Below are 24,360 nucleotides of genomic sequence, written 5' to 3'. Positions count from 1 at the left end.
GATCAGGCCCCGGCGAGACCGCGGCGCTTCAGCAGCGGCTCGATCTCCGGGTCGCGGCCGCGGAACGCGCGGAAGGCGGCCATCGGGTCGACGCTGCCGCCGCGCCCGAGCAGCTCACGGCGGAAGTGATCGCCGTTGTCCCTGGTGAGTCCGCCGTTCTCGCGGAACCACTGGACGGTGTCGGCGTCGAGGACCTCGCTCCAGATGTAGGAGTAGTACCCGGAGCTGTAGCCGCCGCTGAAGATATGCGCGAAGTAGGTGGTGCGGTAGCGCGGCGGCGCGGCCTCCAGCGCGACGCCGGCCTTCGTCAGCGCCTCGACCTCGAACCGCTGGACGTCGTCGACCTTGTCCTCGGTGCCGAGCGCGTGCCACGCCTGGTCCAAAAGGGACGCCGCGAGGTACTCGGTCGTGGAGAAGCCTTCGCCGTATTGCTGCGACGCGAGGAGCTTGTCGATCTGCTCCTGCGGCAGCGGCTCGCCGGTCACGTAGTGCTTGGCGTAGTTGGCCAGCACCTCGGGCCACAGCATCCACATCTCGTTGACCTGCGAGGGATACTCGACGAAGTCACGCGGGACGTTGGTGCCGGAGAACGTCGGGTAGCGCACGTCCGAAAGCAGCGAGTGCAGCGCGTGCCCGAACTCGTGAAACGCGGTGACGACCTCGTCGAAGGTCAGCAGGGTCGGCTCCCCCGCCGGTGGCTTCGCGACGTTGAGCACGTTCACCACGACCGTCTTGGTGCCCAGCAGCTTCGTCTGGTCGACGAAGTTGTTCATCCAGGCGCCGCCGCGCTTCGAGTCACGGGCGTAGTAGTCGAGCAGGAACAGGCCGAGCTCCGCGCCGTCGGCGTCGAAGACCTCGAAGATGCGGACCTCGGGGTGGTACTTCGGCAGGTCTTCCCGCTCGGTGAAGCTCAGGCCGTACAGCTTCGACGCGGCGAAGAAGACGCCGTCGGTCAGCACTCGGTCGAGTTCGAAGTACGGGCGCAGCGCCGCGGTGTCGACCTCGAAGCGGTCCTTACGGACGCGCTCGGCGTAGAAAGCCCAGTCCCACGGCCGCAGGACCGCGCCGGGGATGTCGGCTTCGAGGTAGCGCTGGAGTTCTTCCGCCTCCACCTTGGCGTTGGCGACCGCGACCGGCGCGAGCCGCTCAAGCAGACCGACAGCGGCCTCGGCCGTCTTGGCGGTCTCGTCCTCGATGACGTACGAGGCGTGGTCGGGGAAACCGAGTACGTCGGCCCGCTCGGCGCGCAGCCGGACCATCTGGGCCACGATGTCGTTGTTGTCGAACTCGTTGCCCCGGTTGCCGCGGGACACCGACGCGGTGAAGATCCGCTCGCGCAGCGCGCGGTCTTCCAGCGACGCCAGCGCCGCCTGCGCTGTCGGCAGAGTCAGCTTGAGGACGTACTTGCCCTCCTCGCCGGCGGTCTCGGCGGCCGTGGCGATCGTGTCTTCGGTCAGCCCGGCGAGTTCCGCGACGTCGTCGACGACCACCGCGAGTTCGTTGGTGTCCTTGAGCAGGTTCTGCTGGAACCGGGTCGACAGCGTCGAAAGCCGCTCGTTCAGTTCACGGAGGCGTTTCTGCTCGGCCTCGGGAAGCCCGGCGCCCGCACGGCGGACGTCGGTGTGGTGCCGCTCCAGCAGCCGGAGCGACTCGGTGTCCAGGCCGAGTTCGTCCTTGCGCTCGAACAGCGAGTTGATCCGGGCGAACAGCGCCGGGTTCAGGTTGATGGCGTCCGCGTGCGCGGCCAGCCGCGGCGCCATTTCGGCCTGGACGCGCTGGATCTCGTCGTTCGCGTTCGATCCGGCGAGGTTGAAGAACACGCTGGAGACGCGGGACAGCAGCCGGCCGGACCTCTCCAGCGCGACGATGGTGTTCTCGAACGTCGGCGGCTCGGCGGAACCGGCGATCTCGTCGATTTCCGCGGTGTGCTCGGCCAGACCCGCTTCGAAGGCGGGCAAGAAGTGCTCGTCGGCGATCCGGTCGAACGGCGGAAGGGCGTAGGGCAGCTCACTCGGCGCGGCGAACGGGTTGTCCTGCGAAATCATCGGTGTTGCTCCCGGGTCGTCGAATCTGCTGGTCTGGCCACCCTACGGGCAGTGAGGGGCCGGTGGATGCCGTCCGTGGCGGTGACGCCCGGACGGCGATGGTCACGCTCCGGTGGTACCGCCCACCACCGCGTCGGAACTCTGCTTTCCCTTGCCGCGCTTGGGTTTGGCCTGCGCTTTCGGCGGGGCGATACCGGCGAGGTCGCCGCCGTTGTCGTTGACCCGCAACACGAACGGACGAGTCTCGGTGTAGCGGACGACCGAAACCGACGCCGGATCGACCACGATCCGCTGGAACGCGTCGAGGTGCTGGCCGAGTGCGTCGGCGAGGATCGACTTGATCACATCGCCATGACTGCATAGGAGCCAGACCGCGTCCTCACCGTGTTTCGCGGTGATCCGGGCGTCGTGCGCCCGAACGGCCGCGACCGAACGGGCCTGCATTTCGGCCAGTCCTTCGCCGCCGGGGAAGACGGCGGCCGACGGATGCGCCTGCACGACCCGCCACAGCGGTTCCTTGACCAGATCCTTGAGCGCGCGACCGGTCCATTCGCCGTAGTCCACTTCGGACAAACCGGGCTCTTTGACCTTGTCCAGACCGCGGGCCTCGGCCAGCTTCGCGACCGTTTGGCGGCAGCGGAGCATCGGCGAGACGACCAATTCGGCCAACGGGACCGCCGCCAGACGCTCGACCAGCGCGGCCGCCTGCACCCGGCCGGTGTCGTCCAGGCCGACCTTCGGGGTGCGTCCGGCGAGGACGCCCGAACCGTTCGCCGTGGACTTGCCGTGGCGCAGAAGGATCACAGTACTCACGTGGCCCACCCTACGTGCCGTGCTTTGCCGGGCCCCTGCGTTTAGTCCTCTGGATGCGGTCCTTGCGCGTGCAACTACCGCATCCAGAGGACTAAATGCGGGGGATTACAGGTGCGGACCGGCACCCGGGTCGAGGACACCGGCGAAGATCAGCACGAACAGCAGGACGCCGAGCACGAGCCGGTAGATGACGAACGGCACGAAGCTCTTGGTCTTGATGTACGACATGAGCCAGGCGATGACGGCGTAGCCGACGCCGAACGCGACGAGCGTCGCGAGGATCGTCGGCCCCCACTGCGCGGGGGCGCCGTCCTTGCCGATGTCGGTCAGCTTGTACAGACCCGAGCCGAACACGGCGGGCAGCGCCAGCAGGAACGAGTACTCGGCCGCCTCCGCGCGGGTGTAGCCCAGCAGCAGCCCCGCGCTGGTGGTGCCGCCGGAGCGGGAGACACCCGGGATGAGCGCCAGCGCCTGCGCGAAACCGAATCCGAGACCGTGCGGCACGGTCAGGTGGTCCAGCGTGCGCTCCTGCTTCCCGATCCGGTCGGCCAGCAGGAGGATCAGGCCGAACACGATCAGCGTGGTCGCGGTGATCCGCAGGTCACGGAAGGTCTCGTCGATCGCGTCCTGCAGCAGCAGGCCCAGCACCACGATCGGCATCGAGCCGACGATGATCAGCCAGCCCAGCCGGGCGTCGGGGTCCTGCCGCCAGTCCTTCTTGTAGATCGAGAAGAACCAGGCGCGGAGGATCTTCCCGATCTTGGTCGAGAAGTACAGGATGACCGCGAGTTCGGTACCGATCTGGGTCACCGCGGTGAACGCCGCACCCGGGTCGTCCCAGCCGGCGAGCGCCGCGGTGATCCGCAGGTGCGCGCTGGAGGAGATCGGCAGGAACTCCGTCAGGCCCTGGACGAGGCCGAGGACCAGTGCTTCGAACCAACCCATCAGGCGACACCGGCCAGTTCGATAGCGTCGGCGGCGACCTGGAGAGCGTGTGCGGAGCTCTCGGGGTCCGGCATGGAGGGGGCGACGGTCAGCGTCGTGACACCCGCCCCGGCGAAGGCCTGCATCCGTTCGGCGATCCGTTCCTTGGGTCCCAGCAGCGACGTCGCGTCGATGAACTCGAGCGGGACCGCCGCCATGGCTCCCGCGTAGTCCCTGCCGAGGTACTTCTGCTGGACGTCGGCCGCTTCGGCCTCGAAGCCCATCCGGCAGGCGAGCTGGTTGTAGAAGTTCTTGTCCCGGCTGCCCATGCCGCCGAGGTACAGCGCCGCGTAGCCGCGGACCGCGTCGGCGCAGGCCTTCCAGTCGTCTCCGACCACGAGCGGGACGGTGGGGACGACGTCGAAGCCGTCGAGGGAGCGGTCGGTCTTCTCGGCGCCCGCCCGGATGAGCTTCAGCTGCTCACCCGCGTGCTCGGGCGAGAAGAACACCGGGAGCCAGCCGTCGGCGACCTCGCCGGTCAGTTCGAGGTTCTTCGGGCCGATCGCGGCCAGGTAGACGGGGATCTCTTCGCGCACCGGGTGCACGGTCAGCGTCAGCGCCTTACCGGGCCCGTCGGGCAGCGGCAGCCGGAAGTGGTCGCCTTCGTACTTGAGCCGCTGGCGGCTCAGCGCCTTGCGCACGATCTCGACGTACTCGCGTGTGCGGCCGAGCGGCGACGCGAACTTCACGCCGTGCCAGCCTTCGGACACCTGAGGACCGGAGACGCCGAGACCGAGGCGGAACCGCCCGCCCGACAGCGTGTCCAGGGTCGCGGCGGTCATCGCGGTCATCGCCGGGGTCCGCGCCGGGATCTGCAGGACCGCGCTGCCCACGTCGATCCGCGAGGTCTGCGCCGCCACCCACGCCAGCACCGTCGGCGCGTCCGAGCCGTAGGCCTCCGCGGCCCATACGACCGCGTAGTCCAGTTCGTCCGCCTTCTTCGCCAATGCCAGGTTGGCCGCGTCGTTACCCGCGCCCCAATAGCCCAAGTTCAGTCCGAGTCGCACGGCGTGAATGTATCCAGCGGAGTGTCACTCCTCCGTTCAGGGTGTTGACATCGCCGTGACCCGGCCGGTGGTACTCGATCACGACACGCTCACCTGCTCCGCGTACCGCACACCCGTTCCGGCTAGGCTCGCCCGTCGTGGAAAAGCGACAGCTCGGCCGGTCGGGACTGCGGGTCTCGCGGATGGCCCTGGGGACCATGACGTGGGGTGGCGACACCGACTCGGAGGAGGCGGCCAGCCAGCTGGTCGCGTTCGTCGACGCCGGCGGCACGCTGGTCGACACCGCCGACATCTACAGCGAGGGCGAGAGCGAACGCGTCCTCGGCGGCCTGCTCGGCGACCTCGTCCCACGTGACGACATCGTGCTCGCCACCAAGGCCGTCGCCCGCCGCACCGACGGCCCGTTCGGCGGCGGGGCGTCGCGCGGCGCACTGCTGACCGCGCTCGACGGTTCACTGCGCCGCCTCGGCACCGACCACATCGACCTCTGGCAGTTGCACGCCTGGGACACCACCGTGCCGGTCGACGAGACGCTCTCCGCGCTCGAGTACGCCGTGACCACCGGAAAGGCCCGCTACGTCGGCGTCTCCAACTACTCCGGCTGGCAGCTCGCGACGGCCTCGGCCCGCAGCTCGGCCGTCGCCCCGCTGGTCTCCACGCAGGTCGAGTACTCGCTGCTGGAACGCGGGGTGGACCGCGAGGTCGTACCCGCCGCCGAGCACCACGGCATCGGGATCCTGCCCTGGGCGCCGCTCGGACGGGGTGTGCTCACCGGCAAATACCGCACCGGGACGCCCGCGGATTCGCGTGGCGCGTCGAGTGTTTTCGCGGGCTATGTCGAACATCACCGGACCGACCGCGCGGCCCGGATCGTGCAGGCCGTCGCGACCGCCGCCGACGGCCTCGGCACCTCGCCGCTGGCCGTCGCGCTGGCCTGGGTCCGCGACCGGCCCGGAGTGGTCGCCCCCGTGGTCGGGGCCCGTGACACCGGTCAGCTGACCGGGTCGCTCACGGCCGAAGAGATCACCCTCCCGCCCGCCATCCGCTCCGCGCTCGACGACGTCAGCGCGATCGAGGTCGGCTACCCCGAACGCGGCCTTTGAGTCGTCCCGAGAACTGGATTAGGTGACTGTTGGGTGACACAGACGTGACGCGGTGGGGTTCCTGGGGGATGCTGGACAGGTCCGTTCGACGAGTAGCAGGTGGAGGCACCAAGGTGGGTCGGCTGTCCGCCGTTTCCCGGATCGCGATCCCGCTCGCCGGTGCCCTGGTGCTCTCGTCCTGTAGTACGGACGACACCCCGAACGATTCGCTCCAGATCGTGCAGAACCCGGTCGCGGTGACCGCGGCCGTCTCCCCCGCCGTGACGACCAAGCCGGCCGGCTCGGTGTCCGCCGTGCCCGGCGTGCGCGCGATGGTCAGCGACGCGGCGAGCAAGACGCTGGTCGTCGCCGTTTCGGAGCCGCCTTCGCTGCGCGTGTACGACCTCGCGGCCCTGGACGCGCCGAAGACGACCGTGGCCCTGCCCGGCCCGGCCGAACGGCTCACGGTCTCGGGTTCGCAGGTGCTGGCGAGCGTTCCGGACAAAGGTCTACTGGCGAAGGTCTCCCTGCCCGGTGGCGCACTCGAAACGATCCCGGTCACGGGACAGCCCTCGGCCGGTCTCGCCGACGGTGACGCGACGCTGGTCTCCGTCCGCGACCGCAAGGCCGTCGAGGTGCTCTCCAAGAACGCGGGCCCGAAGACCATCACCGGCCAGATCTACAGCGCGGACGACGTCCTGAACACCGGTGACGGCGTGGTCGTCCTCGACAAGCTCCGCACCGCCCTGTTCAGCGTCGATCTGGCCGAAGGCAAGATCGGCGAGGGCCTGCGGGCGGGCGACGGCGCGGCCAACGCGGTCACCGACGACTTCGGACGTGTCTTCGTCACCGACGCGCGAGCGGGCGCGCTGCTGGCGTTCTCCACGACGCCGCTGCTCCTGCGCCAGCGCTTCCCCGTCCCTGGAGGCGCGTACGGCATCGCCTACGACCGTGCCCGTGGCCTGGCCTGGGTCACTCTCACCGAGCGCAACGAGGTCGTCGGCTTCGACGTCCGCGGCGGGGAGCCGATCGAGAAACACCGGTTCCCCACCGTGCGGCAGCCAGATTCGGTCACCGTCGACGAACAGGGCGGCCGCGTGGTCGTCGGTTCGGCCATCGGAGAAGGGATCCAGGTGATCACGCCATGACAGTTGTGGACGAGGCGGTGGTCGAAGGGGATTGGGAGTACCGACGACTGCAGTTGCCGCCCGGTGTTTCCCGGCGGGCGGCGGCGACGCAGCTGTCGATCCACGCCGAGTTCGCCGGCTGGGAACTCACGACCGTCCGGCTCTACTCCGATGGGACGCGAAGGGTGTGGTTGCGCCGCAAGCGCACCGCCAATCCCCTGCCCGGCCTGATCACCTGAACACACGGGCAAGCCAGTCCGCCCAGATCTTCTCCTGTTTTTCGGGGTCGACGTCGCCGAACAGGTGATGCATCGCGAGCATCGGCCCCCGGAAACCGCGCACGAACCGCAGGAACGCGTCCGAGGTCCGGATCCCGACCGTCTGCTCGTTCGCCAGATAGACCTCGCCGTCCACAGTGGACATCGAGCCGGTCGACAGCCGGACCCGGTCCCCGGTTTCCGGCCGCCCGGCCAGGCCGAGTTCCCGGCCCAGCGTGAGCCACGCGCGATCCCAGTCCTCGACCATCGGACCGAACACCGTCAGCGGCGCGGCCTTCCGCCCGGCGAAGCCGTTCAGGTATTCGATCAGCGTGCGGAAGAACAGCTCGCCGCCGGCGGTCATCGCCTCGAACTCCTCTTCCCAGTCGTCCCCGGGAAGGAAGCCGCTCGTCACGGTCCGCAGCACGGTGCTACCGCCCGCGCGGCCCTCGATCAGGAACTCGTAGGCCACGAAGCGGCCGTCCGCCTCGGGTTCCTCCCCGTAGACGAGCCGTTCCAGGGGATCCCACGCGGTGATCGCGGACGTCGGCCCGTAGCCGCCGAACGCGGTCTTCACGGTGCCACCGACACCGCCCTCGACCTCGTTGCGGCCCATGAACCACGACGTGATGCCGGGTCCGGTGGCGATGGCGTCCCAGACCTGTTCCGGCGTCGCGTCGACCTCGGCGCGGTCGGTGATCTCGAATTCGTGCCCCACTCAGCGCTCCTCGGCTTCGGTTTTGACGCTCGGATGGACGGCGACGACGATCCGGTGGTCGCGGCCCTGTTCGGCGCCTTCGTCGTGGTACTTGCTCACCAGATTCGTGATCGCGACGGTGAGCTCCTCGGCGAACGCGGCCCTGTCGGCCGCGGAGGAGAACCGCACCTCGCCGTCGATCGCGAAGGTCGCGACCCGCTTGCGCGCCTTGGTGGAGCCGGTGATCAGCAGGCCGACGTCGCGTACCAGCCTGCCCGCCACGGCGAGCAGCCAGCGCGCGGACAGCCGGTCCGGCGACTCGGCGGGATCGGGCTGCACGGCGGACAACGCGGTCGGCGAGATCACGTAGGACGACGCCGTCGCACGCATCATCCGCTCGGTGACGTTGCCCTTGCGGCGCTCCTCGACGAGCTCGACCAGCCCGTGCTTCTCCAGCGCGCGCAGGTGGTAGTTCACCTTCTGTCTGGGCAGATCCACGCGTCCGGCCAGCATCGTGGCCGACGCGGGTTCGGCGAGTTCGGCCAGCAGGCGGGCTCGGACCGGGTCCAGTGAGACTTCGGCCGCTTCCGCGTCCTCGATCACCGCAACGGAGAACATGGCATGAAGATGCCACCGAAAAGAGAAGTTGTCAAGGAAGTTACGCTTGTCGGCGAGCCCGGTTCGCCAAGGCGAGCAGGCGCGGAACGACCTGCGGCGCGGCCTCCAGCGGGACGACGTGCCCGACCCCGGGCAGCACCAAAGCCGTTCCGTTCTCCACCGCGCCGGCCAGTTCTTCGACGTCGGCCGTGGGCACCAGTTTGTCCCGCTCCCCCACGATCGCGGTCACCGGCACGGCACCGACCTGCGACAGCGCCGATTCCCGCGTATAGGCGTCCAGCGCCGGGCGGAACGCCGACACCGTCTGCGGCCAGTTGCCGCGGATCATCCGTACGGTCAGTTCGACATCGCCGGGCACCGGGTCGTCGCCGAAGAGCCACCAGCGCAGTCCGGCCGTGACCGCCTTGCTGGTGTGCTCCCGCACCAGGCCGATCAGCTTCGTCCCGAAGACCATCTCCAGGTCGCGGCCGAGTTTTCCGAGCGCGTTCGGCCAGATCGCGTCCGGGGTGACGCCGCCCGCCGACATGGCGAGCAGGCCGATCCCCGCCACCCTGGCCTCGAAGACGTCCGGATGCCGCTGGGCGAGCGAAAGGATCGCGAGACCGCCCATGTCGTGCCCGACCAGCACGACCCGCCCTTCGGGGGCCACCTTCTCCAGGACCTCGGCCAGGTCGTCGGCGAGATGCCCCATGGTCGCCGACGCGGGTCGGACGTCGCCGGACTCGCCGTGGCCGCGCTGGTCGTAGGCCAGCACCGCGAGCGGCTCCTCCGCGGCGTCGGCCAGCACCGGCGCGACGGCGCGCCAGCTCCGCCTGTCGAGGGCGTAACCGTGCAGGAGTACCACGGTCACCGGCGCCGACGGGTCACCCCAGCGTTCGAAATGCAGGGGTGTTCCGTCGGCCGCCAGGAAACCGGGCATCAGGACGAGCGCAGGAAGCGGTCGAGCACGCGCACGCCGAACTTCAGCGCGTCGACCGGGACGCGTTCGTCGACGCCGTGGAACAGGGCCGAGAAGTCGAGGTCCGCGGGCAGCTGCAGCGGGGCGAAACCGAAGTTCCGGATCCCGAGCGACTGGAACGACTTCGCGTCCGTACCGCCCGAAAGCATGTACGGGAGCGTGCGAGCGCCCGGGTCCTCGGCAAGGACCGCGTTGGTCATCGCGTCGACGAGCGCGCCGTCGAAGGTCGTCTCGACCGGCGGCAGTTCCATCCACTCCTTCTCGATGTCCGGCCCGAGGATCTCCTCCAGTTCGGCGTTGAACGCTTCGAGCCGTCCGGGCAGGATCCGGCAGTCGACCGACGCCTCGGCGACCGACGGGATGACGTTCGACTTGTAGCCCGCGGTGAGCATCGTCGGGTTGGCCGTGTCACGCAGCGTCGCGCCGATCATCCGCGAGATGTTGCCGAGTTTGGCGACGGAACCCTCGATGTCGTCCTCGGGGAAGTCCCAGCCGGTGATCTCGGTGACGCCGTCCAGGAATTCGCGAACGGAGTCGGTCATGACCAGCGGGAACCGGTGGTTGCCGAGCCTCGCGACGGCCTCGGAAAGCTTGGTGACGGCGTTGTCGCGGTGGATCATCGAGCCGTGGCCGGCGGTGCCGCGCACACGCAGCTTCATCCAGCGGATGCCCTTTTCCGCCGTCTCGATGAGGTACGCGCGGACGTTGTCCTTCAGGGTGATCGAGAAACCGCCGACCTCGCTGATCGCCTCGGTGACACCCTCGAACAGCTCGGGCCGGTTCTCGACCAGCCATTGCGCGCCGTACTTTCCGCCCGCTTCCTCGTCGGCGAGGAACGCGAAGACGAGGTCGCGCGGCGGCACGATGCCGTTGATCTTGTAGTGGCGGGCCAGCGCGAGCGTCATCGCGCACATGTCCTTCATGTCGACAGCACCGCGACCCCAGACGTAGTCGTCCTGGATCGCGCCGGAGAACGGATGCACCGACCACTCGGAGGCGTCGGCGGGGACGGCGTCGAGATGACCGTGGATCAGGAGCGCTCCCCGCGACGGATCCGCGCCCGCCAGCCGGACGATGACGTTGTGGCGGTTCTTCCCACCCGACTCGACATAGGTGATCTCGTAGCCCGCGTCGGTGAGCTTCTCGGCCACGTACTCCGCCGCGGCGCGTTCACCGACCAGCGTGTCGGGATCACCCGTGTTGGTGGTGTCGATGCGGATCAGTTCACTGGTGAGGGTGACTGCCTCTTCGGCGGCGGCTTCGATCAGATTCGGTTCGGTCACCAGGCATTCCTACCATTGGTGGAGCGTGCCGACCTGTGTCGACCGCCGCCTGGACACGTGGGAAGACCCACTCCCGGCCACACCACCACAGGCGGGCAGCCACACCAGCGCCACCGTCGGCACACGAACAGCACGCCGCAAGCCGCCTGAAGAGTCGACTTCCACGCTGATTCTCCCTTTGAATGGCATACGCCGCCGTCGAAGGCGATCCTGTGACAATAGGACGTTGAATGCCGCACAGGAGCTCCCGCCGTATCCACGTAACCGGCCCTCACAATTGTTCGCCCAACTTCCTCGTCGACTACCGACCCCGGGACGAGTGGCCGTTCAACGGGAGTCACGGAAAGCGGTTTCAGTTATTCGTGAATGGCTTGCACCGAGCACGGGCTCCGCTGGTAGAAAGAACTGATCGGGGAAAGCTCGAACAGGAGAGAGAATCCATGCGAAAGATCAGTATCGTCGCCGGGGTCGCCGGAATCGCCGCGGCCATGTTGCTGACCGGCGGCACGGCCAATGCCCAGGATTGTTACAACGTCCCGTCCTGCTTCCGGATGATCGACGGCGGTTCGGGGCGCTGGTTCACGGTGAGGTTCGACGCGATCAACGGCCCGAACGAGCGTGTGGAGTACTACGTCTACGGGACCAGTTGCGGAGGTTCCGCCTGGGTGACCGATGGCCCGAGCAACGTGCAGTGCTACATCGTCGGCAAGCAGCAGTCCGAGATCAAGAGCCCCAGTGGCTCGCGGCACGACTACTCGATCAAGATCTGAACCGAACTCCGCGCCCATCCCGGCAGCATTTCCCACCCGGAGATTTCGGTGCCAAGACACCTCAGTCGATAGGTGCCACCGCCCGGATCACGTCCGACTCAGTGGTACAACGTCACGTCGTTGCACCACGACTGGGTAGCCAAGTCACATCTCCCAGTGACCTTTGCAGTCATTGTCTGTATACAGTGTGACGAGGATATTTAGGCGTTTGCCGCACTCGTGACTCTTGGGCATGGTCACGCGGCATCGGGTTGCGGCACGGCCGAAGCGCCGCCCAAGCCGATCAGGGTGGCGATGCCGACCAGTCCGGCGACGATGGCCACACATTCTTGTGCCCAGTTTTCACGATAGGACGATTACATGGGGGACGATTTGCTGTCGAGCCCTTTCAAGACGGCCTGAAACGGGCTATCAAGGCAGGGAATTCGGCCAACGTGGCCGGCCGCGATCACTCTTTCGGCGGATACCGGCTCTGCTGGATGTGACCCGGAGGTGACCGACCGTTGTCGCAGGTCAGCGTGGAAGCACGGTCGTCACTTTGGGAGGGTGTAGCAGACGGCGAAGTCGAGGCAGTGGTCGTCGGGTGAATAGGTGCCGGTTCTCGTCGCCACCGCGTGGTGGGCGGCTGGTGCCGCATCCGTTGTTCGTCGGCGGGTCACCACCGGACGGACGGGCCCGGCCGTCAACAACTTGTTGAATTTACCCGTTCGGCGGACAAGCGCGCCCGTTCCATGATTACTTGTGCGCGCACATGTTCCAAGTAAGAACTGGGGATACACAGGTGAAGAAGAAGATCGCGGCGGCCGCCGCCGTCATGGGCGCACTGGCGTCAACGATCGCGTTCGCGCAGCCCGCCAGCGCCGGCGTCGACCCGAGGTACTACCCCGAGTCCAGCTGGTCGACAGAGGGCGACTGCCTGCTCGCCGGCCACTCCGGCAAGGAAGCGCGCCGCTGGTCGGCCTACTTCTGCGACCCGCAGAACTTTTCGTGGGTTCTCTACATCAAGAAGTAGCCCGTCGGTAGCGCCGACCCGGCATCGCCGGATGGTGGACGGCGTGTAGCGGCCCACTCCGGCGGCGCGGGCCGGACCCCCAGAACCGGCCCGCGCCCGACGCCGTGGCGGTCCCCCTGCGGCCGCCGCGGTCCTCGGTCCCGCCACTCGACCATGGTCGGTCCGGGACCGGTCCCGCGCATGGGTGCCAGGACCCCATATTCAGGTGGTTAGGGCGGTTCTGGGGGCACCGACGCCCTGGGTGCCGGAAGTACGTGATGGCCCCCTTCCTTGCGCTAGACGCAAGGAAGGGGGCCTTCATGTACCTGGCGAAGCACGATCGTCACTCTCCGGGCATCTTCGTGCGTGCGCTGAATGTGGGGGTCCGGCCCCCATGTGCGCGCCGTCACGTCCTGACAGCATGGACGACGTGACGCTCCCTGTACCGGCGACGTCCCTGCCGCTGGACTGGTGGGTGCACGGCCAGACCCCGCGCGAACGGAAGGCGGACAAGCCCGTATGGGCGGACTTCGTCGAACACGCTGTCACGACGCCTCTGCCGGGGCGCCCCCCAGTCGGTGACTGGCGTGTCGAGTTCGCCGGGGTCTTCAGGTCGTTCGTCGACGCCGCGTGCCGCGACGCGGTCCCGGAGGACGTCGCAGGCGTCGACGTCGACGCGCTTCGCTCGGGTTTCGCGGCTCAACTCGACCAACACCTGCTCAAGCTCTCGGTGCGCACGCTGGTCCTCGAACTCCACCGTGCCCGCAAAGCGAACGTCCTTCAGGGCGAGACGTCCGAAGAGCGCTTCGCGGACTTCGTGCGGCAGCAGTCCACGCCCGCCGGGCTCGTCCGGCTGTTCAGCGAGTACCCGGTGCTCGCCCGGCTTGTCGCCCAGGCCTGCCGGCACGCCGCCGAGGCCCACGCCGAGATGCTGGCCCGCTTCTCCGAAGACGCCGTCGCGCTCCCTTGTTCGGTCGTGGACGGCGAACTCGGCACGCTCGTCGAGGTGGCGGGCGGGATCGGCGACTCCCACGCGCGGGGACGCTCGGTCAAACTGCTCCTGTTCTCCAGCGGCGCCAAGGTGATCTACAAACCGCGCCCCCTCGTCCTGCACGATCGCTTCACCGACGTCGTCGAGCGGCTCAACAAGCGACTGCCGGGCCTCGAACTGCGGACCGCCGACGCGTTGCTGCGCGACGGCTATGGCTGGCTCCGGTTCGTCGAGCACCGGCCGTGCGCCGACATCGCCGACGTCGACCGCTTCTACCGTCGCCAGGGCATCCTGCTGGCGCTGCTGCACGCACTCGACGCCACCGACGTCCACTACGAGAACATCATCGCGAGCGGCGACCAGCCGGTGCTGATCGACATCGAGACGCTCTTCCAGCCCTCGCCCGCCGAGCCCCAGGACGGCGACCCGGCGGCGGCGATGCTGGCGCGTTCGGTCCAGCGCACGCTGCTGCTCCCCCAGTTGTTCGCCGGGGAGCACGGCGCCGTCGACATCTCCGGGCTCGCCGGCCGCGGCGGCAGGCTGCCCACCGACCGGGTCGACTGGGCCGAACCCGGCACCGACCGGATGCGGCTGGTCCGCGTGCCCGGCGAACTCGCGGGCGGCAACAACCTTCCGCGCCTCGACGGCCGCGACATCGCTCCGGCCGAGCACAGCGCGGCGCTGCTGGCGGGCTTCCGCCTCGGCTACGACGCGATCTCCACCGCGCGGGAGGAACTCGCCGAACACCTCCGGCGGTGCGCGGAAGATCCCATCCGGGTCCTCATCCGGCCGACGAACTTCTACTTCCGCCTGCTGGACGAGACCACGCATCCGGATCTCCTCCGCGACGCCGCCGACCGCGACCGCGCGTTCGACCTGCTCGAAGAGGATTCGGCGGGCGAAGAGAAGCTCCTCCGGCTCGTGCCACACGAGCGGGACGATCTCTGGGAGGGCGACGTCCCGATGTTCACGTCGAACCCCGGATCGACGTCGCTGCTGGATTCCCGCGGCGAGAGCGTCGAAGGCGTCGTGGACCGGCCATCGCTGGACACGGTGCTGGCGAAGGTCGCCGAGATGGACCCCCTCGACCAGCGCGATCAGGAATGGCTGATCTCGGCGACGCTCGCCATCAGCACGGCGGCCACCGGACACGACGGCGGCGGCGAGACCGCGGAGACGGCGGTGCCGAACCAGGCCCCCGACGCGGAACGGCTGCTGCTCACCGCTTGCGGCATCGCCGACCACATCGTCGCCAACGCCTTCTCCGACGAACGCCGCTCGAACTGGCTCGGGATCGAACTCGTCGACGACCGCTACTGGACCGTGCTGCCCATGGGTGCCGGGCTCGGGGAGGGCTACTGCGGTGTCGCGCTGTTCCTCGCCCAACTGGCCGAACTGACCGGGATCGCGCGCTACCGCGACCTGGCCGCATACGCGATCACACCCTTGCCCGGGCTCTTCGCCACTCTCCGGGCCGACAGTGACCTCGCCGCGACGGCCGGCTGCGGCGGACTCCTCGGCCTCGGCGGTGTCGCGTACACGATCGCCCGCCTCAGCACCCTGGTCGGGCTTCCCGCCGGAGATCTCATCGAGCAGGCCGTCGATCTCATGCCCGAAGCCACCGCCGAGACGCCGTCCGGGTTCACGACCGGACTAGCGGGCGGCGTCGCCTCGATGCGTTCGGTGTATGTCCAAACAGGACTGGACACCTCGCTGGCACGCGCCGACCGCTACACCGAACAGCTGCTCGCCCGCGAACGTCCACAAGGGACGGGATTCGCGCGCGGTTCGTCAGGAATCGACTGGGTCCTGCGGGCACACGACCGGACCGGCGAAGAAATGCCCGAAAAGGCGGACGGCGGGGCGGAAAGCACCGGCGGCTGGTGCGCCGGTCTCGCGGGAACGGCTCTCGGCCAAGCCGCCCACCTGCCGGATCCCGCGTACGCCCTGGAACTGGACCGCACCGTGAAACGACTGTCCGACGGGGCACCCCTGAAAGATCTCAGTATGTGCCACGGCGAAACCGGGATCATCGAAGTGTTGTGCGTGCTGGCGGAGAACGGGCACACTGGCGCCGCCGCCGCGGTACGGCGCCGGACCGGTCACCTGCTCGCCGCCATCGATCAGCGCGGCGCGCGCTGCGGGACCCCCGGCGCGGTTCCCGCCCCCGGGCTGCTGAGTGGCCTGGCGGGCATCGGGTACAGCCTGCTGCGGCTGGGATTCGGCGACCGGGTCCCGTCCGCGCTACTGCTCCGTCCCGACCGTCCGCATCCGGCGGCGACCGTCGTCCCGCCGGCGAACCGAGTATGAGGAGATACACCGAAATGTACGAAAGAGATCTGTCCGCCACCGAAGACGCGCTCGGCGCCGTGACCCTGCCCCGAGCCCTCGAAGTCGGTTCGCGCAACCACGCTCTGGCGGGCGGCAAGCCCCGGCTGAGCGCCAACCCGCTCGCCACCCTGTCCGGCGACCCCAACTCGCCGTCCGTGGTCAGCGTCTTCACCGGCGGCTGGATCTGAGACAGGCTCACGAAGGCGGGACCCGAATGCCCGCCTTCGTGATCAACTCTTCGCCATAGCAGGGGATTTCGCTCGCTATAGTCTCGGCGGTGGGGATCCGTTCGTCGCGGGTGATCGGCCGCGACGCCGAACTGGCCGAGCTCTCCGGAGCTCTCGATCGCGCCATCGCCGGTCGCGGCGGCGCGCTCTTTCTCGTGGGCGAAGGCGGCATCGGCAAGTCCCGCCTCGCCATCGAAGCCGCGTCCCGCGCGGTCGCCGCGGACATCCCGGTGCTGCAGGGCAGGGCGAGTTCGATCGGCCCTTTGGTCCCTTTCCGGCCGTTGACCCAGGCGCTGCTTTCGCACTTCCGCGGCGGTGGACCGCCGCGGGCCGCCGAACTCGACCCGTTCGTCCCCGTACTCGCCCAGCTCATCCCCGACTGGAGCCAAGGCGACCGCCCGCGGGAATCCGGTTCCCTGATGGTCCTCGCCGAGGCCGTGTACCGGCTGCTGGCCGTCACCAGCCGCGACACCGGCGCGCTCCTGGTCCTCGACGATCTTCAGGACGCCGACGCCGAAACGCTGTTCATCCTCGAATACCTCGTCGACAACCTGTCCGCGGCGCACACCCTGCTCGTCGGCACCCTGCGCAACGAGCCGTCCGACGCGCTCCGTCTGGCGACCTCCGGCGCGCAGCGGATGAGCTGCACAGTCCTCGAACTCGACCGCCTCGGCCTCTCCGACACCCGGAAGCTCGCCGCCGCCTGCCTGGAGACCGAACCTGAGCACCTGCCCGCGGCCGCGGCGGAGTTGTTGTGGCGCAACAGCGCGGGCCTGCCGTTCATCGTCGAGGAGTTGCTCCACGGAATGGTGAACGACGGCCTGCTGGTCGAGGGCCGCGACGGCTGGCGCGTGATCGGCGAACTCCGCGCCCGCGTTCCCGCCGCACTGGTGACGAGTATCGGCGCCCGGATGGAGCAACTGGGCGAGCAGGCGGGTGAACTCCTGTCGGTCGCCGCGATCATCGGCCGCCGTTTTCCACTCTCGGTGGTGCAGACCGTCACCGGGATGAACGACCGGACCCTGCACAACCACCTGACCGCCGCGGTGTCGGCGAACCTGGTGACCACCGACGAAACGACCCCGGGCTGGTACGCCTTCAGGCATCCGCTGACCGCGGAAGCGTTGCTGGAGCGACAGGTCCCGGCCCGGAAGGCGGCACTCGCGCGTCAGGCCGCGGACGCCGTCGAGAAGCTTTATCCGGGCCTGCCCGGCGACCTGTGCGCGCTCGGCGCGTCGCTCCGGCTGACCGCGCTGGACGAGCAGGCGGCCGGACGGCTGTTCGCCGAAACCGGACGGCGCGCACTCGACGCGGGAGCGGCCGACTCCGCCGTCACGATGCTCACCAAGGCCGTCGACCTGCTCTCAGGTGCCGATGCCGGGAACCGGGCGGAGGTGCTGGAGACCCTGCTGTACGCGCTGGGACAGATCGGCCAGTTCGACCGAGCCGTCGAGCTTTCCGCCGGGTTCGGCGAGATCGGGACACTGGAACGCGCGGCCAAACTGCACACCCAGCTCGCGTGGGCCGCGTACATCGCCGGGCGGCACGACGAATGCCTCGGCCAGATCGAACGCGCCCGCGCTCCCCTGGGTTCGGCGATCTCACCGGCGCAACAGGCCGCTGTCGACGCGGTCGAAGCGAATCTCTGGCTCGACGTCCCCGGCCGTGCTGGGAAGGCGGAACGGCTCGCGCGACAGTCGTGGAAGGTGGCCGAGGAGACCGGGCAGCCGTTCGTCGTCTGCCAGGCGCTGCAGGTGCTCGGCATGCTGGCGCTGTCGCGGGACCTCACCGAATCCGAGCATTACATGCAACTCGCGCGGCGGACCGCCGAGGACAACCAGCTGCATCACCTCCGCACCCAGGCGCTGGTCCGGCTCGGCGGCCATCGCGTGCTGATGAACGGTGACGAGCAGACCCTGCTGCTCGCCCGCGCCGACGCCCAGCGGACCGGGTCGATCACGCTGCACTGCGCGGTCGATTCCGTGCGCACCATGCACGCGATCCTGCGGTGCGACTTCGACACCGCGCACGCGCTGCTGGAGGAGAACCTGGCCGTACTCGGCAGGCTCCGGCTGACCGCGTTACTGCAGTACGCGCATATGACCAGGGCGATGTCCGCCGGGCACCGCGCGGATCGCCCGGCGATGGAGCAGGCGCTGGAGGACTTCCGGGAGATCGGCGGCGAGAACGCCCAGGAGATGGTGCTGAGCATCGGGCTCGGGCGGGTGTTCTGCTCGCTGCTGGAGGAGGACTTCGACCGGGCGCGCCGGGAACTCGGGCAGGTGACCGAACTCGAGGAACAACGGCCGAGCCGGTTCCATCTCGCCGGTCAGCACGGTCTGAGGACACTCGTGGACACCCTGGGCGGCGCCGCCTGCCCGGAGGCCGGGTCGGCGGTGGTCGGAATGCGCTGGAACCGCCAGTTCGTGGAGCTCGCGCACGCCGTCGAGCACGGCAGACGCGGTGACGCGGCGGAAGCCGGACGAGCGGTCGCCGCCGCGTTGGAGACGTCCGCACCCTATCCCCTGGCCCGTCATCTCGGGCTCCGCCTGATCGCCGAACCGGCCGCGGCCGACGGCTGGGGCGATCCGGCGGGCTGGCTCAACGAGGCCGAAGAGTACTTCCACAGCAGGGACATCCAGGCCGTCGCCGGTGCTTGTCGGAGCCTGCTCCGCAAGCTCGGCTCACCCGTCCGTCAGCGCCGGGCCGGCGTCGACCGGGTGCCCGGCGACCTGCGCGCGTCCGGCGTCACCGTCCGCGAGTACGAGGTCCTGGTGCTGCTCGCCGAGCGGATGGGGAACAAGGACATCGGGCAGCGGCTGCACATCTCGCCCAGGACGGTCGAGAAGCACGTCGCGAGCCTGCTCACCAAGACCGGCCTCGCCGACCGTTCCGCCCTCGCCGAACACGCGGCGGGATCACGGCCTGGCATGCTGTGATCCATGAGCGATCTCATCGTGTACGGCGCGAGCTGGTGCCCCGACGTGAAGCGCAGCCGCGCCCTGCTGGACACCAAGGGTGTCGAGTACGACTACCTGGACGTCGAGGCGGATTCCGGCGCCGAGGAGACCGTGCGCGCCCTGCAGAACGGCGAACGGCGGATCCCGACCATCGTCTGGCCGGACGGTACCCACCTGGTCGAGCCGAGCGACGACGAGCTCACCGCGCACCTGAACCGATGACGCTCCCCGACGTCCCGGTCGGCACGAGGGTCGTCGTGCGGTACCGGATCGAGGGCGGCTTCACCGACGCACTCGGCTACCTGCGCTCCCGCGACGACGCGGAATGCACCGTGGAGACCAAACGCGGTCTCGCGACGATCCGGCTGGCGGAGATCGTGCTGGCGAAGACGGTTCCGCCTCCACCGGCACGGCGTCCGCTGGCTTAGGCGAGTGGCTTGTCCAGCACGGCCTTCACGTGACTGAAGTTGTCGATCGAATAGCGGCCGTGGTAGCGCCCCATCCCGCTCTCGCCGACCCCGCCGAACGGCAGGTCCGGCGCCGCGAGGTGGATGATCGCCGCCCCGAACACCAGCCCGCCGGACGACGTCTCCGTCTCGATCCGGCGTTTGGTCTCGTCCGACTCCGTGAAGGCGTAGAGCGCCAGCGGCTTGTCGCGTTCGTTGACGAACTCCAGCGCCGCGTCGACGTCGGGGACCTCGATGATCGGCAGGATCGGCCCGAAGATCTCGTCACGCATGACCGGCGCGTCCGGATCGACGTCGGTGAGCACGGTGGGCGCGATGTACTTCTCGTCGCGGTCGCTCTCGCCGCCGAGAGCCACGGTTCCGTTGTCCAGCAGGGCGGCGAGCCGGTCGTAGTGGCGCGTCGAGATGATGCGGCCGTAGGAGTCGCTGGTCGCCGGGTCCTCACCGAACATCCCGGTGACCGTCTCGGCGAGGTGTCCCACCAGTTCCGGGCCGGTGCCGCCGATCGCGAGGACGTAGTCGGGAGCCACGCAGGTCTGGCCGGCGTTGGCGAACTTGCCGTACGCGAGCCGTTGCGCGGTCACGGCGAGATCCGCGCCCGGCTCGACGATCGCCGGGCTCTTCCCGCCCAGTTCGAGCGTGACCGGCGTCAGATGCTTCGCCGCCGCTGTCATCACGATCCGGCCGACGGCGCCATTGCCGGTGTAGAAGATCGTGTCGAACTTCTGCTCCAGCAACGCCGTAGTCTCGGGCACGGCGCCCTGGACGACGCGGACGCCTTCGACGTAGTTCGGCAGGTGCTCGGCGATCGCGGCCGAAGTGTTCGGCGACAGCTCGCTCGGCTTCACGACCGCGCAGTTGCCCGCCGCCAGTGCCCCGACGAGCGGTGCGAGCACCAGCTGCAGCGGATAGTTCCAGGGCCCGATGATCAACGCGACGCCCAGCGGCTCACGCACGACGCGGCCGTCCCCCGGGCGCAGTGGCCCGGGGATGTCGGCGGGCTCCGGGTTCAGCCAGGAGTCGAGGTTCTCCAGCGTGTGATCGAGCTCGTTGCGCACGAGCGCGATCTCCGCGCGCTTGGCCTCGACGGCGTTCTTGCGGAGGTCGGCATACAGCGCCTTGAGGAAGACGTCGGCCTGCTCGGACAACAGCGAGCGCAGCCCCATCAGCTGCGTCCGCCGCCAGGCCACCGGCTTCGTGACGCCGGAACGGAAGAGTTCGCGCAGGTCACCGACTACGGCTGCGGCGTCGAGGTCCGTGGGGGCATCACTGCTGATCATGAGTCGGAGCCTAACCGCTCCCCGGTATCGTCGCCTGACGCCCAGCGGTATAGGGCGTTATACAGCTCACTGGACCGGTCATGGCCGGCACGGTCCGCGCTGAGGGAGGTGTTGCGAAAGGCACTTTCGCAACACTGATGGTTGCGAAAGTGCCTTTCGCAACACCTCTTGCCCGGCAGAGCTCACGGGGCCACGCGACGAAGCGCCCTTCACCTCAGCCCCCGCGACACGACCCGTTCGCCCCACCCTCACGCACGCCCCCTGAGGCCGCGACCGCCGACACAGGTGGCGCAAACGTGCCGATCGCCGAAGTCCGTGAAGGCCTCCTTGAGGGACCCAGGGTCCCTCAAGGAGGCCTTCACGGACTTCACGACGACGCGCAGGTGGGTCGACCTACGGGTAGCTGACGAGGTTGCTCGGCGTCGTCCCCGGCGGGGTCACCGCCCCCGCGTCGTTGATCACGTGGGTGATGGTCCCCTTGTAGTTCAGCGAGACCGTCACGAGATTGTGGAACCGGACGCCGGAGCGGTTCGGCACCTCGAACGCGTGGTACAGGTTCACCGCCGGGTTGTCGTTGAAGAAGCAGTAACTGCCCAGGCCCCACGCCTCATGTGAGGTCACGTTGTCCCCCACCTTGTAGGCGGCGTACCCGTTGAGCCCGTTCGGACTCTTCCAGCCCGCTTGATCCGGGACGTCGTAAGGGATCTCGTTCTGGAAGAAGATCGTCCGGCCGTTCTGGCCGTTCCAGATCACCTGGTACTTCTGGTAGTGCTCGACGAACAGACCGGTCGCCAGGACGTTGTCGCCGTTGACGACCACGCCCGTATCCCCGGTGTTGATCGTCCAGCCGTAGGTGCCCGCGTTGCCGTGGTCGGCCCGCCAGGCCCAGATGTGGTCGATGATCGTGTCGCGGCTGTTGACGATCAGGCTGTTGGTCGCCTTCCCCGCGATCTGGCCGCCGATCCGGAAGAACACGTCCTGCAGGGTCGTCGGGTTGGCCGAGTGGTTCGCCGTCGAGCCTGCCGGGCCGACCGTGAGCAGCGACTGCGAGTTGGTCGTGCCGGCGTCGAAGAGCAGGCCCTTGAGCCGGACGCCGTCCACGTCGGCGACGCGCATCGCGTCGACGCCGTTGTCGGGCACCAGCGTCGGGTAACCGATGCCGAGGACGACGGTGTTCGCCTTGGTCACGTTCAGCGTCTGGTTGAGGTGGTAGACGCCGGGCGTGAAGAACAGGTTGCAGCCCTGGGAAAGCGCGTTGTTGATCGACGACGCGGTGTCTCCCGCCTTGACGACGTAGAACTGACTCATCGGCAGAGACGTGCCCGGCGTGCCGCCGTTGGCCCAGCTCGGCCCGGAAGCGTTCGTGCGCAAGGAAGGCTGGAACACCCGATACTTGCCGGAACCGTCGATGTAGAGGTACGGCACGTCGCGCGACACCGGCGTGGTGCCGAGCGTCGTCTCCGGCGGATTCGGGAAGGTGTTCGCCGGGGCACCGTTCGTCCCGGAGAAGACCATGTTCCAGACGCCGCCCTCCCAGCTGCCGTAGCTGCTGTCACGGGTGTACCACTGCTGCTGCGAGATCGACGCGGTCTTGCCGGAAACCTTGCTGTCGGCCGTGTAACCACCACTGGCGAAGCCGTAGCTGGCCGGGAAGAGGTTCAGCCCGCCGCGGATGTCCATCCGGCGGAACGGCGCGGCCTGCGCGACGGCCCAGCGGGTCGCGCCGCTGCTCGGGACGACGGCGAGGTTCTCCGTCGAGCGCCAGAAGTTCTGCAGCGCCACACCCTTGTCCGACTCGTTGAAGGCGTCGACGGTCACGTCACCGTTGATCACGACATCGCCCGGGTTCTGCCCGAGACCGGCGACAGAGGTGTAGTAGCCGACGTCGTCGTGGATCCCGTTGTACACACCGGGCTTGAACAGGTGCGCGTACCGGCGCTCGGTGAACTGCGCGGTCAGCGTGTCCTTCTGCTGGTTGAAGTCCGCGTCCAACCGGGTCTGGATCGACTGCGCCGACATGCCCGGGTCGAAGATCCGCACGTTCGGCCCGAAGTCCGGGACCTCGGACTGGACCGGACAGGTCGCCTGCGTCGTCCCGATCGTGTAACTCGCGGACGCCACCGGGGAGGTCGTCGAGCCGGATTTGAGCGCGATCGCGGAGATCGTGGACGACGACGAGACCGTGATGGGACCGGAGTACACAGTGGACGACGCGGTCGGTGTGGAACCGTCCACTGTGTACCGGATGGTCGCGCCGGCGGTCGCACTCGACAGCGTCACCGTGCGGGCGCTGGGATAGCTCCCGCCGGGCGGGTCGAACGTCGGCGTGGCGACCGTCGTGCCGCTGCCCCCGTGCGTGTAGCCGAAGTGCGGCGTGTCGTACTGCGGCCCGCTCTTCTCGTAGGTGAACCAGTAGTCGAGCACCGTGCCGGCGCTCAGCGAACCGACGGTGTGCCGCCAGGTCCCGCCGCTGTTGACCATGCGGACGTTCTGCTGTCCCTGCCCGGGCACGCCGGTGTAGTGGATGTCGACGTACAGCGCGGTCGTCGCCGGCGTGAAGGAGAACTGCGCCTGCGTCGCGTTCAGCGAGGCGGCGGTCTGGCTGTAGTCCACGGCCGAAGCCGTGGCCCCGCCGAGTCCGGCGGCGATCAGCAGGGCGGAAAGGCCGAGGGCGAGCGCGCCGCGGACCCCTTTCCGCCGTTTGGGCTGCACAAAGGTCCGGTTCACGTCGTGACACCTCCGGCGTTGGAAATTCACGGGCGTTGCAATTCGTTGCGCGCCACAACAAAGTAACCGTCCGTGCGTTATGTCCAGATCACGCTTCGGTAACAGTGATGGTCCAAACCACTGACTGGTGCCGACGGAGCACCGGACTCGGCCGATCCGCCCACGCGGTTCCGCCGTCCGGCCCATCCGGCGTGATTATCAGCTGTCGGGAACGACGTACAGCGTCGACGCTTCCCCGCCGTGCATGGCACTCAGGCTGGTCCGGCACGACTGGAGCACTTCCCGGTTCGCGACCGTGTCCGGCGGGACGCCACAGCCGTCGCAGTGGAGCTCGACCGACCCTGGGGCGGCCTCGTCGACTTCGACCTCGACCGTGCGATCGCACCGGCGACACCAGCGGTGCCCGGTCACGACCAGGACGTGCAGCGGATCGGAGATGCATTGGTGCACCCAGCATCGATGCACGTAGCAAGTGGTCCGGATATGCGCGCTCAGCCCGTGTTCCTCGGCCACGTCCTCGGCGGCGAGGATCGCGGCCAGCCGCCGGTCGGCGTCCCCGCCATATCGGGGCGCGGTGCCCGCGTCCGCCGGTGAGACCAGCCTGAGATGGGCTCGGGAGCGTGGCGAAGTACTCAGCACCATGGGGGTCTCGACCTTTCGGCGTCCACGGGAAGTCATATCAGCTTCCACCCGTTCTCGCCGGAACGACACCCGTGCGCGGCCACGCGTGTCGCGTTACGCTTTG

The 24,360-nt window shown here is 68.7% G+C and carries 21 protein-coding genes; 10 read left to right on the top strand and 11 right to left on the bottom strand.

Going from position 1 to position 24,360, the window contains the following annotated elements; genetic code table 11:
• Nucleotides 1-2: 2 nt before the first annotated feature.
• The 4 genes from H5J31_RS13180 to H5J31_RS13165 form a co-directional block, all read right to left on the bottom strand.
• Nucleotides 3-2,045 carry a M3 family metallopeptidase gene (locus tag H5J31_RS13180; protein ID WP_181772817.1) on the bottom strand — a complete coding sequence of 681 codons (2,043 nt, stop codon included), beginning with the start codon at nt 2,043-2,045 and terminating at the stop codon, nt 3-5.
• Nucleotides 2,046-2,147: 102 nt separating this feature from the next.
• Nucleotides 2,148-2,858, bottom strand: coding sequence for a histidine phosphatase family protein (locus H5J31_RS13175; RefSeq protein WP_181772816.1), 711 nt, complete (start codon nt 2,856-2,858; stop codon nt 2,148-2,150).
• Nucleotides 2,859-2,963: 105 nt separating this feature from the next.
• Complete coding sequence (locus H5J31_RS13170; RefSeq protein WP_181772815.1) at nt 2,964-3,803, bottom strand: undecaprenyl-diphosphate phosphatase; 840 nt, start codon at nt 3,801-3,803, stop codon at nt 2,964-2,966.
• Nucleotides 3,803-4,849: an LLM class F420-dependent oxidoreductase gene (locus tag H5J31_RS13165; protein WP_181772814.1), complete on the bottom strand. Its 1,047-nt coding sequence runs from the start codon at nt 4,847-4,849 to the stop codon at nt 3,803-3,805. Before H5J31_RS13165 ends, H5J31_RS13170 begins: the two co-directional genes overlap by 1 nt.
• 137 nt (nt 4,850-4,986) lie before the next feature.
• Between H5J31_RS13165 and H5J31_RS13160 the strand changes: the two genes are divergently transcribed.
• The 3 genes from H5J31_RS13160 to H5J31_RS13150 all read left to right on the top strand — a co-directional run bounded on the left by H5J31_RS13160 (nt 4,987) and on the right by H5J31_RS13150 (nt 7,297).
• Nucleotides 4,987-5,952 (top strand): aldo/keto reductase, encoded by a 966-nt coding sequence (locus tag H5J31_RS13160; protein WP_181772813.1) that lies wholly within the window; start codon nt 4,987-4,989, stop codon nt 5,950-5,952.
• Between the two features lie 113 nt (nt 5,953-6,065).
• Nucleotides 6,066-7,079 (top strand): YncE family protein, encoded by a 1,014-nt coding sequence (locus H5J31_RS13155; protein WP_181772812.1) that lies wholly within the window; start codon nt 6,066-6,068, stop codon nt 7,077-7,079.
• Complete coding sequence (locus H5J31_RS13150) at nt 7,076-7,297, top strand: DUF5703 family protein (protein WP_181772811.1); 222 nt, start codon at nt 7,076-7,078, stop codon at nt 7,295-7,297. Before H5J31_RS13155 ends, H5J31_RS13150 begins: the two co-directional genes overlap by 4 nt.
• Here H5J31_RS13150 and H5J31_RS13145 read toward each other — a convergent pair.
• The 4 genes from H5J31_RS13145 to H5J31_RS13130 are packed head-to-tail and all read right to left on the bottom strand — an operon-like array spanning nt 7,290 to nt 10,871.
• Complete coding sequence (locus H5J31_RS13145) at nt 7,290-8,033, bottom strand: SRPBCC family protein (protein WP_181772810.1); 744 nt, start codon at nt 8,031-8,033, stop codon at nt 7,290-7,292. The genes H5J31_RS13150 and H5J31_RS13145 overlap by 8 nt on opposite strands.
• Entirely contained in the window at nt 8,034-8,630 is a 597-nt protein-coding gene (locus H5J31_RS13140) for a winged helix-turn-helix domain-containing protein (protein WP_181772809.1), read from the bottom strand.
• A gap of 40 nt (nt 8,631-8,670) precedes the next feature.
• A complete protein-coding gene (locus H5J31_RS13135) occupies nt 8,671-9,549 on the bottom strand; it encodes an alpha/beta fold hydrolase (protein ID WP_181772808.1) in 879 nt (292 codons plus the stop codon).
• Nucleotides 9,549-10,871, bottom strand: coding sequence for a M20/M25/M40 family metallo-hydrolase (locus tag H5J31_RS13130; protein ID WP_181772807.1), 1,323 nt, complete (start codon nt 10,869-10,871; stop codon nt 9,549-9,551). Before H5J31_RS13130 ends, H5J31_RS13135 begins: the two co-directional genes overlap by 1 nt.
• A 440-nt stretch (nt 10,872-11,311) precedes the next feature.
• Between H5J31_RS13130 and H5J31_RS13125 the strand changes: the two genes are divergently transcribed.
• The 7 genes from H5J31_RS13125 to H5J31_RS13095 all read left to right on the top strand — a co-directional run bounded on the left by H5J31_RS13125 (nt 11,312) and on the right by H5J31_RS13095 (nt 19,569).
• Entirely contained in the window at nt 11,312-11,641 is a 330-nt protein-coding gene (locus tag H5J31_RS13125) for a hypothetical protein (RefSeq protein WP_181772806.1), read from the top strand.
• A 781-nt stretch (nt 11,642-12,422) separates the two neighbouring features.
• On the top strand, nt 12,423-12,653 hold the full coding sequence (locus tag H5J31_RS13120) for a hypothetical protein (protein WP_181772805.1): 231 nt from the start codon (nt 12,423-12,425) through the stop codon (nt 12,651-12,653).
• 409 nt (nt 12,654-13,062) lie between these two features.
• On the top strand, nt 13,063-15,933 hold the full coding sequence (locus H5J31_RS13115) for a type 2 lanthipeptide synthetase LanM family protein (protein WP_328701470.1): 2,871 nt from the start codon (nt 13,063-13,065) through the stop codon (nt 15,931-15,933).
• 14 nt (nt 15,934-15,947) lie between these two features.
• Nucleotides 15,948-16,142, top strand: coding sequence for a hypothetical protein (locus H5J31_RS13110; protein WP_181772803.1), 195 nt, complete (start codon nt 15,948-15,950; stop codon nt 16,140-16,142).
• Between the two features lie 89 nt (nt 16,143-16,231).
• Nucleotides 16,232-19,120, top strand: a complete 2,889-nt coding sequence (locus tag H5J31_RS40420) for a helix-turn-helix transcriptional regulator (protein WP_181772802.1) — start codon at nt 16,232-16,234, stop codon at nt 19,118-19,120.
• A 3-nt stretch (nt 19,121-19,123) separates the two neighbouring features.
• Nucleotides 19,124-19,363, top strand: a complete 240-nt coding sequence (locus tag H5J31_RS13100) for a glutaredoxin family protein (protein ID WP_181772801.1) — start codon at nt 19,124-19,126, stop codon at nt 19,361-19,363.
• Entirely contained in the window at nt 19,360-19,569 is a 210-nt protein-coding gene (locus tag H5J31_RS13095; RefSeq protein WP_181772800.1) for a putative acetyltransferase, read from the top strand. The genes H5J31_RS13100 and H5J31_RS13095 overlap by 4 nt, the downstream gene beginning before the upstream one ends.
• Here H5J31_RS13095 and H5J31_RS13090 read toward each other — a convergent pair.
• From H5J31_RS13090 to H5J31_RS13080, 3 genes are all read right to left on the bottom strand, one after another.
• A complete protein-coding gene (locus tag H5J31_RS13090) occupies nt 19,566-20,888 on the bottom strand; it encodes an aldehyde dehydrogenase family protein (RefSeq protein ID WP_181772799.1) in 1,323 nt (440 codons plus the stop codon). The two genes, H5J31_RS13095 and H5J31_RS13090, sit on opposite strands and share 4 nt — an antisense overlap.
• Before the next feature lie 393 nt (nt 20,889-21,281).
• On the bottom strand, nt 21,282-23,615 hold the full coding sequence (locus H5J31_RS13085; RefSeq protein ID WP_181772798.1) for a chitobiase/beta-hexosaminidase C-terminal domain-containing protein: 2,334 nt from the start codon (nt 23,613-23,615) through the stop codon (nt 21,282-21,284).
• A 198-nt stretch (nt 23,616-23,813) separates the two neighbouring features.
• Nucleotides 23,814-24,293: a hypothetical protein gene (locus H5J31_RS13080; protein WP_236005008.1), complete on the bottom strand. Its 480-nt coding sequence runs from the start codon at nt 24,291-24,293 to the stop codon at nt 23,814-23,816.
• Nucleotides 24,294-24,360: the final 67 nt, after the last annotated feature.

Origin of the sequence: Amycolatopsis pittospori (genome assembly GCF_013870525.1) — a bacterium.
GTDB lineage: Bacteria > Actinomycetota > Actinomycetes > Mycobacteriales > Pseudonocardiaceae > Amycolatopsis > Amycolatopsis pittospori.
Note: the sequence above shows the minus strand (reverse complement) of the source record. Positions and strands in the feature narration are given on the sequence as shown.